At 73.1% G+C, this 16,166-nt stretch carries 16 protein-coding genes; 11 read left to right on the top strand and 5 right to left on the bottom strand.

The window, feature by feature from the left end:
- Window positions 1-93: 93 nt before the first annotated feature.
- On the top strand, window positions 94-1,785 hold the full coding sequence (locus tag K329_RS0113090; protein WP_028473396.1) for a fumarate hydratase: 1,692 nt from the start codon (window positions 94-96) through the stop codon (window positions 1,783-1,785).
- On the opposite strand, the gene K329_RS0113095 is transcribed toward K329_RS0113090, so the two are convergent.
- A complete protein-coding gene (locus K329_RS0113095) occupies window positions 1,763-2,350 on the bottom strand; it encodes a DUF1990 domain-containing protein (RefSeq protein WP_084541269.1) in 588 nt (195 codons plus the stop codon). The genes K329_RS0113090 and K329_RS0113095 overlap by 23 nt on opposite strands.
- 12 nt (window positions 2,351-2,362) lie before the next feature.
- Window positions 2,363-2,830, bottom strand: a complete 468-nt coding sequence (locus tag K329_RS0113100; RefSeq protein ID WP_028473398.1) for a DoxX family protein — start codon at window positions 2,828-2,830, stop codon at window positions 2,363-2,365.
- Window positions 2,831-3,022: 192 nt separating this feature from the next.
- Between K329_RS0113100 and K329_RS0113105 the strand changes: the two genes are divergently transcribed.
- Genes K329_RS0113105 through K329_RS0113125 form a run of 5 tightly spaced genes read left to right on the top strand, consistent with a single transcriptional unit; the run spans window position 3,023 to window position 8,008 of the window.
- Entirely contained in the window at window positions 3,023-3,703 is a 681-nt protein-coding gene (locus tag K329_RS0113105) for a spermine/spermidine synthase domain-containing protein (RefSeq protein WP_043643425.1), read from the top strand.
- A gap of 32 nt (window positions 3,704-3,735) precedes the next feature.
- A complete protein-coding gene (locus K329_RS0113110) occupies window positions 3,736-4,230 on the top strand; it encodes a hypothetical protein (protein WP_028473400.1) in 495 nt (164 codons plus the stop codon).
- 25 nt (window positions 4,231-4,255) lie between these two features.
- Window positions 4,256-5,647 (top strand): class II fumarate hydratase, encoded by a 1,392-nt coding sequence (locus K329_RS0113115; protein WP_028473401.1) that lies wholly within the window; start codon window positions 4,256-4,258, stop codon window positions 5,645-5,647.
- Between the two features lie 58 nt (window positions 5,648-5,705).
- A complete protein-coding gene (locus K329_RS0113120; protein WP_043643430.1) occupies window positions 5,706-7,151 on the top strand; it encodes an AMP-binding protein in 1,446 nt (481 codons plus the stop codon).
- Window positions 7,148-8,008, top strand: a complete 861-nt coding sequence (locus K329_RS0113125) for an SDR family oxidoreductase (RefSeq protein ID WP_028473403.1) — start codon at window positions 7,148-7,150, stop codon at window positions 8,006-8,008. The genes K329_RS0113120 and K329_RS0113125 overlap by 4 nt, the downstream gene beginning before the upstream one ends.
- A 10-nt stretch (window positions 8,009-8,018) precedes the next feature.
- On the opposite strand, the gene K329_RS30920 is transcribed toward K329_RS0113125, so the two are convergent.
- Window positions 8,019-8,744, bottom strand: coding sequence for an aggregation-promoting factor C-terminal-like domain-containing protein (locus K329_RS30920; RefSeq protein ID WP_028473404.1), 726 nt, complete (start codon window positions 8,742-8,744; stop codon window positions 8,019-8,021).
- A gap of 173 nt (window positions 8,745-8,917) precedes the next feature.
- Here K329_RS30920 and K329_RS0113135 point away from each other — a divergent pair, with 173 nt between their 5' ends.
- From K329_RS0113135 to K329_RS0113145, 3 genes are all read left to right on the top strand, one after another.
- A complete protein-coding gene (locus K329_RS0113135) occupies window positions 8,918-9,925 on the top strand; it encodes an alpha/beta hydrolase (RefSeq protein ID WP_211225849.1) in 1,008 nt (335 codons plus the stop codon).
- A gap of 61 nt (window positions 9,926-9,986) precedes the next feature.
- On the top strand, window positions 9,987-11,630 hold the full coding sequence (locus K329_RS0113140) for a flavin-containing monooxygenase (protein ID WP_052336844.1): 1,644 nt from the start codon (window positions 9,987-9,989) through the stop codon (window positions 11,628-11,630).
- Window positions 11,630-11,935 carry an EthD family reductase gene (locus K329_RS0113145; protein ID WP_028473407.1) on the top strand — a complete coding sequence of 102 codons (306 nt, stop codon included), beginning with the start codon at window positions 11,630-11,632 and terminating at the stop codon, window positions 11,933-11,935. Before K329_RS0113140 ends, K329_RS0113145 begins: the two co-directional genes overlap by 1 nt.
- Window positions 11,936-12,012: 77 nt before the next feature.
- On the opposite strand, the gene phoH2 is transcribed toward K329_RS0113145, so the two are convergent.
- Both phoH2 and K329_RS0113155 read right to left on the bottom strand, forming a co-directional pair.
- Window positions 12,013-13,338: an RNA 5'-3' helicase PhoH2 gene (phoH2, locus tag K329_RS0113150; RefSeq protein ID WP_028473408.1), complete on the bottom strand. Its 1,326-nt coding sequence runs from the start codon at window positions 13,336-13,338 to the stop codon at window positions 12,013-12,015.
- A gap of 265 nt (window positions 13,339-13,603) precedes the next feature.
- Window positions 13,604-14,383 (bottom strand): isoprenyl transferase, encoded by a 780-nt coding sequence (locus K329_RS0113155; protein ID WP_028473409.1) that lies wholly within the window; start codon window positions 14,381-14,383, stop codon window positions 13,604-13,606.
- 120 nt (window positions 14,384-14,503) lie between these two features.
- On the opposite strand from K329_RS0113155, the gene trhA reads away from it, so the two are divergent.
- The gene (gene trhA, locus K329_RS0113160; RefSeq protein ID WP_245596550.1) at window positions 14,504-15,268 is read left to right on the top strand and encodes a PAQR family membrane homeostasis protein TrhA; all 765 of its coding nucleotides are present in this window, start codon (window positions 14,504-14,506) and stop codon (window positions 15,266-15,268) included.
- A 67-nt stretch (window positions 15,269-15,335) separates the two neighbouring features.
- Window positions 15,336-16,118, top strand: coding sequence for a serine hydrolase (locus K329_RS0113165; protein ID WP_157571718.1), 783 nt, complete (start codon window positions 15,336-15,338; stop codon window positions 16,116-16,118).
- Window positions 16,119-16,166: the final 48 nt, after the last annotated feature.

Raw genomic sequence — 16,166 nt, forward strand, 5'->3', positions numbered from 1 at the left:
TAGCGCGGCCGGGCCGACGAGGACAACCCGCCCCGCGAGGAAGGCTTGCCTAAGCGAGTCGTGCGTCACAGCGGGGGTCTAGCGTGCGTGGTCGTGAGCACGCCAGCCGACGACTTCCGCTACTCCGACCTGCTCCCGATCGGGCCCGACACCACGCCGTACCGCATGGTGACGACCGAGGGCGTCTCGACCTTCGAGGTCGACGGGCAGCAGTTCCTCAAGGTCACGCCCGAGGCCATCCGGACCCTCACGGCGGAGGCGATGCACGACATCGCCCACTACCTGCGGCCCGCCCACCTCGCGCAGCTGCGCAAGATCATCGACGACCCCGAGGCCAGCGGCAACGACCGCTTCGTGGCGCTCGACCTGCTGAAGAACGTCAACATCTCGGCCGGCGGCGTGCTGCCGATGTGCCAGGACACGGGCACGGCGATCGTCATGGGCAAGAAGTCCGAGGGCGTCCTGACCGGCATCGACGACGGCGAGGCGATCAGTGCGGGCGTGTACGACGCCTACGCCAGGCTCAACCTGCGCTACAGCCAGCTGGCGCCGCTCACGACGTACGAGGAGAAGAACACCGGCACCAACCTGCCGGCGCAGATCGAGCTCTACTCGACGCCGCAGACGTCGGGGAAGCCGGAGTACAAGTTCCTCTTCATGGCCAAGGGCGGCGGCTCGGCCAACAAGTCCTTCCTCTTCCAGGAGACGAAGGCGATCCTCAACCCGAAGCGCCTGCTCGAGTTCCTCGACGAGAAGATCCGCTCGCTCGGCACGGCGGCCTGCCCGCCGTACCACCTCGCGGTCGTCATCGGCGGCACGAGCGCGGAGTTCGCTCTCAAGACGGCCAAGTACGCGAGCGCGCACTACCTCGACGACCTGCCCACCGAGGGCTCGATGAGCGCGCACGGCTTCCGCGACCTCGAGCTCGAGGAGGACGTCTTCAAGCTGACGCAGGAGTTCGGCATCGGCGCGCAGTTCGGCGGCAAGTACTTCTGCCACGACGTGCGCGTCGTGCGCCTGCCGCGCCACGGTGCCTCCTGCCCCGTGGCGATCGCGGTCTCGTGCTCCGCCGACCGCCAGGCGCTCGGCAAGATCACGCCCGAGGGTGTCTTCCTCGAGCAGCTCGAGACGGACCCCGCCCGCTACCTGCCCGACACCGAGGTCGAGCACCTCATCCAGGGCGGCGAGGTCGTGAACGTCGACCTCAACCAGCCGATGGCCGACATCCTCGCCGAGCTGCGCCAGCACCCCGTGAAGACGCGGCTCTCGCTCACCGGCCCGCTCGTGGTCGCGCGCGACATCGCGCACGCGAAGATCCAGGAGCGGCTCGACGCCGGCGAGGAGATGCCGGACTACCTGAAGAACCACCCGGTCTACTACGCCGGCCCCGCCAAGACGCCCGAGGGCATGGCGTCGGGCTCGTTCGGGCCCACCACGGCCGGGCGGATGGACTCCTACGTCAAGGCGTTCCAGGCCGCCGGCGGCTCGATGGTGATGCTCGCGAAGGGCAACCGCAGCAAGCAGGTGACCGAGGCGTGCCAGACGTACGGCGGGTTCTACCTCGGCTCGATCGGCGGCCCCGCGGCCCGGCTGGCGCAGGACTGCATCAAGAGCCAGGAGGTGCTCGAGTACGCCGAGCTCGGCATGGAGGCGGTCTGGAAGATCGAGGTCGAGGACTTCCCCGCGTTCATCGTGGTCGACGACCAGGGCAACGACTTCTTCACCGACCCCTCGGGCACCGTCACGGTGCCGCTGACCGGGATCAGGGTGCGGTCGAAGGAGTGACCGGCGTGACCAGCGCCGCCAGGTAGCGGTCGGTGGTGCGCTTCTGCACGTACGACGCGACCGGCGCCCCGAGGCGCGCCCACCAGGGTCCGCCGCGGGAGAAGGCGGTGACGGTGAGGCGCACGGCGCCCGCGTCGTCGATCGAGACCACGAACGACTCCTCGCCACGCTCCGGGTGGCCGGGCAGCGTGCCGTAGGAGAACCCCGCGCGGGTCGGCTCGGCGAGCACGTCGACGACCCGTACCGGCGCCCGGACGACGAACGGCCACGGGCCGATGGTCAGGAGCGCGACCGCCCCCGGCTCGTCGGCCCGGGCGTCCGCGCGGACGTCGAGCCCCGCGCGGCGCTGCACCTGCCAGGTGAAGAGGTCCTCGACGGCCCGCCCGTACGTCGCCGCGCCGTACCCGAGCGGGCGGCTGCGGTCGAGCTGGTGGTGCCGCTCCGGGAGCGGTGCGCCGTCGCGCAGGTGGGCCAGGGTGAGGCCCACCTGCGCGTAGGTCCACGGCGCCGCGCGGAGGGCGGCGGCGCGGGCGGCGGGAAGTGGAGCGGGGAGCGACGGGGGCACTCCCCGATCGTGTCAGACGCCCGTGGAGGCGGGCGTCCGCGCGGCGGTGCGCGAGCGCGACCCGAGGGCCGCGTCGGCGGAGAGGCGGCCGGGGCCGACGGCCGTGAGCGCGAGGGCCAGGAGCCCGATGACGCCCACCAGCTCCCAGCCGCCCTCGGCGGCGAAGAGACCGGCCCCGCGGTGCGTGAACCAGTAGGCGCCGAGCATCACGAGGGCGACGAGCACGCCGACCACCGGGGTGAGCAGACCGACCACGAGGAGCGCGCCGCCGACGAGCTCGATACCGGCGGTGAGGGGGGCCGCGACGTCGGCGAACGGCACGCCCATGCCGTCGAAGCCGGCGCGCGTGGCCTCGAGACCGTTGGTGTGGACCTTCTGCCAGCCGTGGGCGACGAGCACGACGCCGAGACCGACACGGACGACGAGCAGCACGACGTCGGTGACGGCGGCGGGGAGCGGGGAGACGAGACGGTGGAGCACGGGAACCTCCGAGATAGGTTGACGTTTCAACCGCCGAGCGTAGCGGGGCTCGGGCTGGAGCCAAGGTGAGCCGCCCCACGTGTGACGCGGTGTCCGAGCTGCTGCACACGGGTCAGGACACGCACCCGGACGCAACAGCACCGCAGGAGTCGTCGCGAGGGACACGACGGGCGATGCCCTAGCCTCCTGCGGGTGGACATCCCCGTCGAGGTCGCCCGCGCCGTCTCCCCCCGCGGCGAGGTGGTGCTCCAGTCCCGGCCGGCCGCCGACCCGACACGGGCGCCGAGCCTCGAGCTCCGCGTCAACGGCGTCTTCGTGATGGACACCGTCGAGACCACCAGCGAGCGGCTCCTGGCGCAGGCCGCGCTCGAGGTGGTCGACACCCCCGGACGCGTGCTGGTCGGCGGATTGGGTCTCGGCTTCACCGCCCGGGAGGTCCTGGCCGACCCCCGGGTCGAGCGGCTCGACGTCGTCGAGATCGAGCCCGCCCTCGTCGCCTGGATGGGCGACGGCACCGTCCCGCACGGTCCGGCGCTCCTCGCCGATCCGCGCCTGGCCGTGGTCGAGGCCGACGTGGCCGTGGCGCTCGCCGAGGCGCCCGACGCGTCGTACGACCTCGTGCTCCTCGACGTCGACAACGGCCCCGACAACCTCGTGCTCGACATCAACGCGCCGCTCTACGCGGCGCCGGCCCTGAGCGACGTACGACGGACGCTCGCCCCCGGCGGCGTCGTGGTCGTCTGGTCGGCCACCCGCTCCCCCGCGCTGGAGGACGCCCTGCGCTCGGTCTTCGGCGACGCCGAGGCCCGCGCGGTGGCGGCGCCCGGGCACGGGCGCGTCGGCGACTACTGGCTGCACCTGGCCCACCGATGAGCCCACCGATGAGCCCACCGGTGAGTCCGCCGGTGAGCGAGCCACCGGCGACGACCCCACCGATCCGGCTGCGCCACCTGCTCACGGACTTCGTGCTGTTCGCCGCCGGCACCCTCGTGCTCGTCGTGCTGATCGGGCTCCTCGGCCTGGCCGTCAACGCCGACAACCGCGCCCACACCCTCGGAGGCTCCGAGCGCGTCACGGCGACGGTCGTCGAGCGCACGGACGCCCCGACGCGCCGCTGCGGGCGACGCCAACCGGCCCCGCGGTGGGAGTACCTCGTGACCTGGCAGGAGGACGGCGAGCCCCGTGACGGCCTGCTGCGCGCCTGCGAGGTCTACCTCCCCGAGCGTGTCATCGACGTCTGGGTCGCCGAGGGCGCCTCGACGGTCGACGGGCTCCCGCTCGTCCGGGGCAGCGCACCCGGCCAGCCGCTGCCGTGGGCCCTCGGCCTCGTCGTAGCCGTCGGTCTCCTGGGCGCCGGCGCCCGCGCCCTGCCCGACCACCGGAGGCTCCGGGGCGCCTGACCGAGGTGAGGGTAGCCTCACCAGCATGGTCAACGAGGACGACTTCCGCATCGAGCACGACTCCATGGGCGAGGTCCAGGTGCCTCGCGAGGCACTCTGGCGGGCGCAGACGCAGCGCGCGATCGAGAACTTCCCGATCTCCGGCGGCACGCTCGAGCGCCGTCACATCCAGGCGCTGGCGCTCGTGAAGTCGGCCGCCGCCACCGTGAACGCCGACCTCGAGGTGCTGAGCGCCGAGCGCGCCGACGCGATCCGCGCCGCGTGCGCCACGATCGCCGCCGGCGAGGTCGACGAGCACTTCCCGCTCGACGTCTTCCAGACGGGGTCGGGCACCAGCTCGAACATGAACACCAACGAGGTCGTCGCCTCGCTGGCCGCCGCGGCCGGCACCGAGGTGCACCCCAACGACCACGTCAACGCCAGCCAGTCGAGCAACGACGTCTTCCCCACGTCGATCCACGTCGCCGCCACCCTCGCAGTCGTCGACGACCTGCTCCCCGCGCTCGACGTGCTCGCCACCTCGCTCGAGGGCAAGGCCGAGGAGTTCGCCGGCCTCGTGAAGTCGGGCCGCACGCACCTCATGGACGCCACCCCCGTGATGCTCGGCCAGGAGTTCGGCGGCTACGCCGCGACGATCCGGTACGGCGCGGAGCGCCTCGAGGCCGTGCTGCCCCGCGTCCGGGAGCTGCCGCTCGGCGGCACCGCCGTCGGCACCGGTATCAACACCCCGCCCGGGTTCGCGGCCGCGGCGATCGAGGTGCTGGCCGAGACCACCGGCCAGCCGTTCACCGAGGCCCGCAACCACTTCGAGGCACAGGGCTCGCGCGACTCCCTCGTCGAGCTGTCGGGCGTGCTCCGCACGATCGCCGTCGGCCTCACGAAGATCTGCAACGACCTGCGCTGGATGAGCTCGGGCCCCACGACCGGCCTCGCCGAGATCCACCTCCCCGACCTGCAGCCGGGCAGCTCGATCATGCCGGGCAAGGTGAACCCCGTGCTCCCCGAGGCCACCCTCATGGTGAGCGCCCAGGTGATCGGCAACGACGCCGCGATGACGGTGGCCGGGCTCTCCGGCAACTTCGAGCTCAACGTGATGCTGCCGGTGATGGCGCGCAACGTGCTGGAGTCGATCCGTCTGCTCTCGACCTCCACGGTCCTGCTCGCGCAGCGCTGCGTCGACGGCATCACCGCCGACGCCGACCGCATGCGCCGCTACGCCGAGTCGTCGCCGTCGGTGGTCACCCCGCTCAACAAGTACGTCGGCTACGAGGCCGCCGCGAAGATCGCGAAGAAGGCGCTCGCCGAGGGCGCGACCATCCGCGAGACGGTGGTGGCGCTGGGGTACGTCGAGCGCGGCGAGGTCACCGAGGAGCAGCTCGACGCCGCCCTCGACGTGGAGTCGATGACCCACCCGTGAGCAGTTCGTCAGGATCTGGGGTGCCGCGGTCCGGCACGGGACCGATAGCGTCTCCCGGGTGACTGAGCTGCTTCTCGGCCTGACCCGCGGTGGACCGACCCGCGTCACCGTCGCCGGCACCACCTGGACGTACGACGACCTGCTGGGCGCCGCGAGCGCCGCGGCGGCCGACCTCGCGCCGTACCGGCGGGTGGCCGTGCACGCGACCCCCGAGCCCTCGACGGTGCTCGCGGTTGTCGCCGCGCTGCTGGCCGGTGTGGTCGTCGTGCCCGTGCCGCCCGACTCGGGGGCGCGGGAGCGCGCCCACGTGCTCGGCGACTCCGCCGTCGAGGCATGGGTGGGCACGGCGCCGCCCGACCAGTCCGGCGGTCTGCCCGTCGTGCCCCTCGACCTCGGGGCCCGGGCTCCGTACACGCCCCCGACGGACCCGCTGCCCGACGACGCGACGGCCTTCCTGCTCTACACCTCGGGCACCACGGGCCTGCCGAAGGGGGTCCTGCTCTCGCGGGCTGCCGTCGCCGCGGGGCTCGACGGCCTCGCCGACGCCTGGGGGTGGACGGACGCCGACGTCCTGGCCCACGGCCTCCCGCTCTTCCACGTGCACGGCCTGCTGCTCGGCGTGCTCGGTCCGCTGCGGCTCGGCGGCGGCGTCGTGCACGTCGGCCGCCCGACCCCCGAGGCGTACGCCGCGGCCGCCCGCGACGGCGCCACCATGTTCTTCGGCGTGCCGACCATCTGGTCGCGCATCGCGGAGGCCCCCGAGCACGCGAAGGACCTCGCGAGCGCCCGGCTGCTGGTCTCCGGCAGCGCCGCGCTCCCCGTGCCCGTCTTCGAGCGCCTCCGGGCGCTGACGGGGCACGACGCCGTCGAGCGCTACGGCATGTCGGAGACCCTCATCACCGTCGCCACCCGCGCCGACGCCGCCCCCCGGGCCGGCTGGGTGGGCGTGCCCGTCGCCGGCGTCGAGACGCGCCTGCAGGACGAGCACGGCGCCGCCGTGCCGCACGACGGCGAGTCGGTCGGCAACCTCCAGGTGCGGGGGGCCACGCTCTTCGGCGGCTACCTCAACCGCCCCGACGCCGACGCCGAGGTGTGGACCGACGACGGCTGGTTCCGCACCGGCGACGTCGCCGTGGTCGACCCCGCGGGCTGGCACCGCATCGTGGGCCGCGAGTCGATCGACCTCATCAAGTCGGGCGGCTACCGCGTCGGCGCCGGCGAGATCGAGACCGTGCTGCTCGGGCACCCGGCCGTGGCCGAGACGGCGGTCGTGGGCGAGCCCGACGCCGACCTGGGCCAGCGCATCGTGGCGCACGTGGTGCTCCGCCCCGAGGCCGTGCCCGGGCCCGACGACCTCGGCGGGGCCGCCCTGGCGACCGCGCTGACGGCGTACGTCGGGGAGCAGCTCAACGCCCACAAGCGGCCCCGCGAGGTCCGCTTCACCACCGCGCTGCCCCGCAACGCCATGGGCAAGGTCCAGAAGAAGCAGCTGGTCCAGGGATGACGACGCAGGCGCCGACCCTCGCCGTCACCGGCTCCACGGGCGCCCTCGGCGGCCTCGTCGCCCGCGGGCTCGCCGCGCAGGGCGTGGAGCAGCGCCTGCTCGTGCGGTCGGCAGGCCGGGCCCCGGACCTCGCCGGCGCCCACGTCGTCGAGTTCCCCGGGTACGGCGACCGCGCCGCCGCCGTGGCCGCCCTCGCCGGCGTGCGCACGCTGCTCATGGTGTCGGGGGCCGAGTCGGCCGAGCGGCTGGAGCAGCACCGCACCTTCGTGGACGCCGCGGCCGAGGCCGGGGTCGGCCACGTCGTCTACACCTCGTTCCAGGGCGCGGCGCCCGACTGCACCTTCACGCTGGGCCGCGACCACCACGCGACCGAGGCCCACCTGCGCGCCTCGGGCCTCACCACGACGTTCCTGCGCGACAGCTTCTACCTCGACTTCCTGCCCGACATGGCCGGGGAGGACGGCGTGATCCGCGGGCCGGCCGGCGACGGTCGCGTCGCCGCCGTGGCGCGGGCGGACGTCGCCCGGTCGGCGGTCGAGGTGCTGCTCGACCCGGCGGCGCACGCGGGCGCCACCTACGACCTGACCGGTCCCGAGGCGCTCACGATGACGGAGGTCGCCGAGACGATCACGAACGCCACGGGGCGGACGGTGACGTTCCACGACGAGACGCTCGAGGAGGCCTACGCCTCACGACGTCGGTGGGAGGCACCTCAGTGGCAGTACGACGCGTGGGTCTCCACGTACGTCGCCATGGCGCGCGGCGAGGTGGCGGCGGTCAGCGGCGACGTCGCCCGGCTGACCGGGCGGGAGCCGACGAGCCTCGCGGGGCTGCTCGCGGAGCGGGCGGCGGGCTGAGCCGACCGGCTCAGTACCAGTTGTTCGCCTGGCTGTGCGCCCAGGCGGAGCAGGGCGTGCCGTAGCGGTCCTCGATGTAGCCGAGGCCCCAGCGGATCTGCGTCGCGGGGTTGGTCTCCCAGTCGTCGCCGGCCGAGGCCATCTTGCTGCCGGGCAGCGACTGCGGGATGCCGTAGGCCGACGACGTCGGGTTGTCGGCGTCGACCTGCCAGCCGGACTCCTTGGTCCACAGCGAGTCGAGGCAGCTCCACTGGCCCTCGCCGAAGCCCTGCTCGGCGAGCAGCAGACGGCCCACCTCGCGCGGGTCGCGGTCGGAGGCGTCCTCCGCCTGCGTCATGGCGGGGCCGGCCTCGGCCGAGAGCGCCACGAGCTTGGTGGGGTCGGCGGCGCTGCGCGTGTCGGAGCGCGAGACGCCCTCCGCGGCACGGTCGGCGAGGAGCTCGTCGGCGTCGGGCGCGGCGGCGTCGGAGGCCTGGTCCGCTGCGCCCGGGGCGGTCTCGGCGGTCTCGAGCACCGAGCTCAGGGAGGCCGAGGCGAGCTGGCCGTCGGCGGCGTCGGCCGGGCCGTTCGTCGTCAGGACTCCCCCGCCGACCGCGACTCCGGTGGCGGCCGCGGCGACCGAGGTGAGGACCAGGGACGAGCGCAGGGCCTTGACCGGGGAGACGGGGAGCACGGCGCGCCCGGGGGCGCGGTGCGTGGCCTGGCGGTGCTTCGGTGTGTGCTTCTGCTTCGACAAGATTCAGGGGCTCACGGGTAGACGGCAGCGGATCCGAGACGGCCCGGTACACCCAGGCCAGCGGCCACCATGCCCGAGGGGCAGGCCCCACGCAAACCGTCGTCCCCATGGGTGGGACAGCCCACACCGCTGACGTCAAACCTTGCGCATCATTGCCATCAAATGTCAGTGTGATGGGCGTCACCTACTCGGAGGTCGACGCCGACCTCCCACCCCAGGGAGCCCCGATGCCGCTCGACGCTGCCACCAGCGCCTTCCTCGCCCAGGCCGCCGCGGCCGGCGGACCCGCCCTCCACGAGATCTCGCCGGACGAGGCCCGCGCCCTCAGCAAGGGATTCGTCGACCTCTACGGCCCCGGCCCGGACGTCGCGGCGGTGGAGGAGATCACCCTCACCGCCGAGGACGGGGCCGAGCGGCGCGGCCGCCTGCTGACGCCCCACGGCGACGTGCGCGGCGTGGTCGTCTACCTCCACGGCGGCGGGTGGGTCGTCGACGACATCGACGGCTACGACTGCCTCGGTCGCACCCTCGCCACCCGCTCGCAGCACGCGGTGCTGCTCGTCGACTACCGCAAGGCGCCGGAGGACCCCTTCCCAGCCGCGACCCACGACGCCTGGGCCGGCGTGCTGGAGGGGGCCCGTCGCCGGGACGCGCTCGGCGCCGACCTGCCGCTCGTCGTCGCCGGCGACAGCGCCGGCGGCAACCTCGCCGCCGTCGTCGCCCAGCGCAGCGCCCGCGACGGCGGCCCCGCGATCGACCTCCAGGTGCTCGTCTACCCGGTCACCGACCACGACACGGCCACCGCGTCGTACCGCGACCCGGCCAACGCCCTGATGCTCACCCGCGAGGCCATGGAGCACTTCTGGGGCCTGTACGCGCCCGACGCCGCCGACCGTGCCCGACCCGACGCCTCGCCGCTGCGCGCCGGGGACCTGGCCGCGCTCGGCGCCGGCGGCCGGTTGGCCCCCGCACTGGTGCTGCTCCCGGAGCACGACGTGCTCCGCGACGAGGGCGCCGCGTACGCCGCGGCCCTGCGCGAGGCCGGCGTGCGCGTCGACGAGCACGTCGCCCCCGGCCAGATGCACGGCTTCTTCCAGTTCGTGAACGTGCTGCCCGGCGCCGAGGCCGGCATGACCGTCGTGGTGGAGGCGCTCGGCCGTCCCTCCGACGGCACCGCCTGAACCGCCTCGTCCCGCGCCACCCCGACCGACCGCATCCCACCCGCCCACCAGGAGGCGACGCATGCCCGACACCACCGCACCCACCCACACCGACGCCACCCACACCGACGCCACCCACACCGACGCCGTCGTCATCGGCGCCGGGTTCTCCGGCATCTACATGGTCCGCCAGCTCGCCCGGCTCGGCCTCGACGTCCGGGCGTTCGAGGCCGCCGAGACCGTCGGCGGCACGTGGTACTGGAACACCTATCCCGGTGCCCGCTGCGACTGCCTCAGCATGGAGTACTCGTTCAGCTTCGACCGCGAGCTCGTCGAGGCCTGGGACTGGACCGAGCGCTACCCCGCGCAGCCGGAGATCCTCCGCTACCTCGAGTTCGCGGCGGACAAGCTCGACGTGAGGCGTCACTTCACCTTCTCGACGCGGGTCGAGTCGGCGGTCTGGGACGACGAGACCTCGCTGTGGACCGTCGTCACCGACGCCGGCGAGCAGGTCACCGCGCGGTACGTCGTGACCGCGGTCGGCTGCCTCTCGACCGGCCAGACGCCCGACTTCGCCGGGCTCGACGCCTTCACCGGCGAGACCTACCACACCAGCACCTGGCCGAAGGAGGGCGTGGACTTCACCGGCAAGCGCGTCGGGGTCATCGGCACGGGCTCGTCGGGCATCCAGGTGATCCCCCTCGTCGCGGAGGAGGCGGAGCACCTCACCGTCTTCCAGCGGACGCCGGCGTTCAGCCTCGACTGCGGCAACCGCGCCCTGACGGAGGAGGAGAAGGCCGACTTCAAGGCGAACCTGGAGGAGTACCGCAAGGAGACGCGCAAGTTCCCCGCCGGGCTCATCACGGACATCCTCGAGGTGAACGCGATGGACATCAGCGAGGAGGAGCGCACCGCGATCTACGAGGAGCGCTGGCAGCGCCACCGCGCACCCGACCTGCTCATGTCGTTCCCCGACCTGTTCGTCGACCGGGCCGCCAACGAGACGATCGCCGAGTTCTTCCGCGGCAAGATCCGCGCCGCGGTCGACGACCCCGAGACGGCCGAGACCCTGACCCCGCGCACCTACCCCCTCGGGGCGAAGCGCATCACCCTCGACACCGACTACTTCGCGACCTACAACCGCGACGACGTGACGCTCGTGAGCGTCAAGGACGACCCGATCGTCGGCCTGACGCCGACCGGGCTGGCGACGCAGGACAACGAGTACGAGCTCGACGCGGTCGTGTTCGCGACCGGCTTCGACGCCGTCACCGGCCCCCTGCTGGGCATCGACATCCGCGGCCGGGAGGGCCAGACGCTCCGCGACCGCTGGGCGGACGGGCCCACGACGTACCTCGGGATCGGCGTCGACGGCTTCCCGAACCTGTTCATGCTGACCGGCCCCCAGAGCCCCAACGTGCTCACCAACGTCGTGGTCGCCATCGAGCAGCACGTGGAGTGGACCACCGACCTCATCGCCCACATGGAGAAGGAGGGCGTGCGCACCACGGAGCCGACCCCGACGGCCGTGAAGGAGTGGACCAGCGAGGCGCTCGCGCTCGCCGACCAGACGCTCTACCCGGAGGGCGACTCCTGGTACACGGGGGCCAACATCCCCGGCAAGCCGCGCGCGATCCTCTCGTACGTCGGCGGCCTCCACACCTACACCGACATCTGCGACGACGTCGCGGCCGACGGCTACCGCGGCTTCGAGCTGGTGCGCTGATGTACCGGCTCACCGCGTCCTACCGCCACCCGGCCGACCCCGAGGCGTTCCTCCGCCACTACCGCACCGTGCACGACCCGCTGACGCGCTCGATGCCCGGGCTCGACGCGTTCGAGTGGGGCATCTGCGAGACCCCGGACGGCAGCACCCCGCCGTACTTCGTGGTCGCCGTGCTCACCTTCGCCGACCGCGAGGCCGCGTTCGGGTCGCTCGGCTCGGAGGCCGGGCAGCGCGGCGCCGCCGACATGGCGAACTTCGCCATGGCCGGCGTCGAGGTGACCCAGTGGGAGGCGCAGACCTCCTGACGCGTACGACGACGCCCCCGGCCGCAGTGGGCCGGGGGCGTCGTCGCGTCGATGGACTGCTCAGAGCGTCACGGGACTCAGAGCGTGACGTTCTCCAGCATCTCGGTCACGAGCGCCGCGATGGGCGAGCGCTCGGACCGGGTGAGCGTGACGTGCGCGAAGAGCGGGTGGCCCTTGAGCTTGTCGATGACGGCGACGACCCCGTCGTGGCGACCGACCCGGAGGTTGTCGCGCTGGGCGACGTCGTGGGTGAGCACGACCTTCGAGTTGGCACCGATGCGCGACAGCACGGTGAGCAGCACGTTGCGCTCCAGCGACTGCGCCTCGTCGACGATCACGAACGCGTCGTGCAGCGACCGACCACGGATGTGGGTGAGCGGCAGGACCTCGAGCATGCCGCGGTCGAGCACCTCGTCGATCACGTCGCGCGACGTCATCGCGCCGAGGGTGTCGAAGACGGCCTGCGCCCAGGGCGACATCTTCTCGGACTCCGAGCCCGGCAGGTAGCCGAGCTCCTGCCCGCCGACCGCGAAGAGCGGACGGAAGACGACGACCTTCTTGTGCTGACGACGCTCGAGCACGGCCTCGAGACCGGCGCAGAGCGCCATGGCCGACTTGCCCGTGCCGGCCCGGCCGCCGAGCGAGACGATGCCGACCTCCGGGTCGAGCAGCATCTCCAGCGCGATCCGCTGCTCCGCCGAGCGGCCGTGGATGCCGAAGGCCTCCCGGTCGCCGCGCACCAGGTGGACCTGCTTGTCGGGCCCGACGCGGCCGAGCGCCGTACCGCGGTCGGAGAGCAGCACGAGGCCCTGGTGGCAGGGCAGGTCGCGGGCCTCGTCGAGGGCCACGGTGCCGTCGTCGTACAGCTCGTCGAGCACGTCGGCGCCGACCTCGAGCTCGGCCATGCCCGAGTAGCCGGTGTCGGACTCGCTCACGGACTCGGCGCGGTACTCCTGCGCGTCGAGACCGACGGCCGACGCCTTGATGCGCATCGGCAGGTCCTTGGACACCAGCGTGACGTCACGCCCCTCGTTGGCCAGGTTGCGGGCCACGGCGAGGATCCGGGTGTCGTTGTCGCCCAGCCGGAAGCCGGACGGAAGCGACGTCGGATCGGTGTGGTTGAGCTCCACCCGCAACGTGCCGCCGAGGTCGCCGACGGGCACGGGCTGGTCGAGACGACCGTTGACGATGCGCAGCTCGTCGAGCGTGCGCAGCGCGGTGCGCGCGAAGAAGCCCAGCTCCGGGTGGTGCCGCTTGCCCTCGAGCTCGGTGATGACCACCACCGGGAGGACGACCTCGTGCTCCTCGAACCGGCGCAGCGCGCCGGGATCCGCCAGCAGGACGCTGGTGTCGAGGACGTAGGTGCGGACGGACTGGTGCTCGCGCGTCGGGATCGAGGCCACGATCTACCCCTCACGGACCGGCACGCGCACTCGTCGCCCCGGACCTAGCTCCAGCGGTTGGACCGGGAGGGCAGCCGAAGACGGGAGTGCCCGCCTCCTCCCGCACAGCGGCAGACGTGCTGCCGGTGCTGTGCGGTGCAGTCGTGAGTCATCACGAACGGGCCTCCTGGTACGGCGGGCTTCCCCACTCGCCGATGAGCCCGAAAGTACTCCTGGCGCCCCCGCCGCAAGCGCGACACGCGAGAAAGCGCAGATGAATGTCGTGTTACCGACCGTGGCGCCGCTCGCGCTGCGCGTAGGCGCGGACGGCGCGCAGGAAGTCGACGCGGCGGAAGTCGGGCCAGAACGCCTCGCAGAAGTAGAACTCCGACCCCGCGCTCTGCCACAGCAGGAAACCGCCGAGCCGCTGCTCCCCCGAGGTGCGGATGACGAGGTCGGGGTCGGGCTGGCCCTTCGTGTAGAGGTGCTCGCCGATCGCGTCGACGTCGACCTGCGCGGCGAGGTCCTCCAGCGAGGTGCCCTTCTCCGCGTGCTCGAGCAGCAGCGACCGCACGGCGTCCGCGATCTCGCGGCGCCCGCCGTACCCGACCGCGATGTTGACGAGGATGCCGTCGACGTCGGCGGTGGCGGCCTCGGCGGCCTTGAGGCGCGCCGCCGTCGCGGGCGGGAGGAGGTCGAGGGCGCCGACCGGGTGGAGGCGCCAGCGACGTTCGTCGACCAGGCTGTCGACCGCCTCGGCGATGATCTCGAGCAGGGGCTCCAGCTCGCTGGCGGGCCGGTTGAGGTTGTCGGTGGAGAGCAGCCACAGCGTCACGACGGAGACGCCGACCTCCTCGCACCAGCCCAGCATCGGCTCGATGTTGGCGGCGCCGGCGCGGTGCCCGTGGGCGGTGTCGGCGCCCACGGCCTTCGCCCAGCGACGGTTGCCGTCGAGCATCACGCCGATGTGGGCGGGCATGCGGTCAGCGGGCAGACGCCGCACCATCCGCGCCTCGTACGCCGGGTAGAGGACGCGGCGCACGCCTGACTTCCAGTCTCGGGCCACCGGAGGATGCTAGCGGCACGGCCGCCCGTGGTGCGACACCGTCGGCAGCCCGCACGACGCTGTCGGCATCACATCCAGCAGGCGTAGGTGGGCGTCGACGGAGGACGTACATTGGCCGCCATGAACGCACCCGGGCAGCGCATCTCCGAGAACCTGTCGGACCTCCGCGACGCCGCCGGGAACCGGATGGAGAACGCGAGCAAGCACGTCCGCGACGCGTTGGGCGAGGTCAAGCCCAAGCTGCGCGGCTGGCTCCACCTCGGCACCGCACCGCTCGCCCTCGCCGCCGGGATCGTGCTGGTCGTCCTCTCGCCGGACGCGCTCACCCGCATCGGCTCCGCCGTCTTCACGCTCACCGCGCTGCTGCTCTTCACGGTCTCCGCGATCTACCACCGCGGCACCTGGTCACCCGGCGTGTGGGCGTTCCTGCGCCGCTTCGACCACTCGAACATCTACCTGCTCATCGCCGGCTCCTACACCCCGTTCACGCTGCTGCTCCTGGAGGGCACGCAGCGCGTCACGCTGCTGACGGTGGTGTGGACGGGCGCCGTCGTCGGGGTCGGCCTCAAGGTCTTCTGGTCGGGCGCGCCCCGCTGGCTCAGCGCCCCCGTCTACCTCGCGCTCGGGTGGGCCGCGGTCTTCTTCATCCCCGACTTCTACCGCGGCGCGGTCGACGTCTACGGCACCGGCGTCGGCGTCGCCGTATTCGTACTGATCTGCGCCGGCGGCGCGCTCTACACCTTCGGCGGGCTCGTGTACGGCGTGAAGCGACCCAACCCGTCGCCGCGGTGGTTCGGCTTCCACGAGGTGTTCCACACCTTCACGATCCTCGCGTTCGCGACGCACTACGTCGGGGTCTCGCTCGCGACGTACGCCCTGCGTTGAGGACGCCGCCGCCGCGGGAGTCGACGATTCGGCAGCACGGCCCCACCTCCGCGTGTTGTGATCTGCTGTGACCACTTCGTCGGACCGGCTCGGGACGGCGCAGGTGATGCTCGACCTCTGGAGGTCCGAGCTGTCCGGCCACGTCTCGACGTGGTCGTTGCTGCTCTCCGCCCCGGGCGTCGAGGTCGCGCACGACGAGATGGTCGCCTACGAGGGCGCCGGGACGGCCACCACCTTCCTGCTGCTGCAGGCCTCCGAGCAGGTCGCCTCGCGGCGGATCGGCTGGGACTCCCCCGGGCTCCCGTCCGACGACGGCTCCTCGACCACGCTGCGTGAGGTCTGCCGGGCGGCGGCCCGGGCCGGCCGCACCCCGGGCCCCGACGAGCCCGCCGCGGTGACGGCACTGGTCGAGGCGCTCGGCGGCGCCGACGCCGTCAACGAGCGGCTGCAGCGCATCGGCCACCTCACCCGGGTGCGGCCCGACGGCAGCAGCCGGGTGCTGCCCTCCGAGCACGCGGAGGCCATGGCGGCGCTGACCGGCAACCCCGCGTACGTCGAGGCCCGCGACCTGCTCTCCCCGGCGCTGCCGTGGGGGCTCGGCGCCCACCTCGCCCCCGGTGCACCGTTCCGTCACCGTCACGCCGTCGCGGCCGGGCTCCGCCACGACGGGGGCACCCTGCTGCTGCCCGAGGACACGGACCTGACCGTGCACTGCTTCACCGACGGCGCCGCCCCGGCCGCGGACGGCTCGACGGCCGCCGCCGACCCCGTGCTGGCGGCGATGGGCCGGGCCATGGCCGGGTCGCTGCGGCTGCTCGGGCACGACCACCTCGTGGTCGACCCGGTCTGACCCGCGCGCAGGGGGCCGTCATGACACGGGCTCGCGGGGCAGGCAATG

It is taken from the genome of Nocardioides alkalitolerans DSM 16699 (assembly GCF_000426525.1).
Lineage (GTDB): Bacteria > Actinomycetota > Actinomycetes > Propionibacteriales > Nocardioidaceae > Nocardioides > Nocardioides alkalitolerans.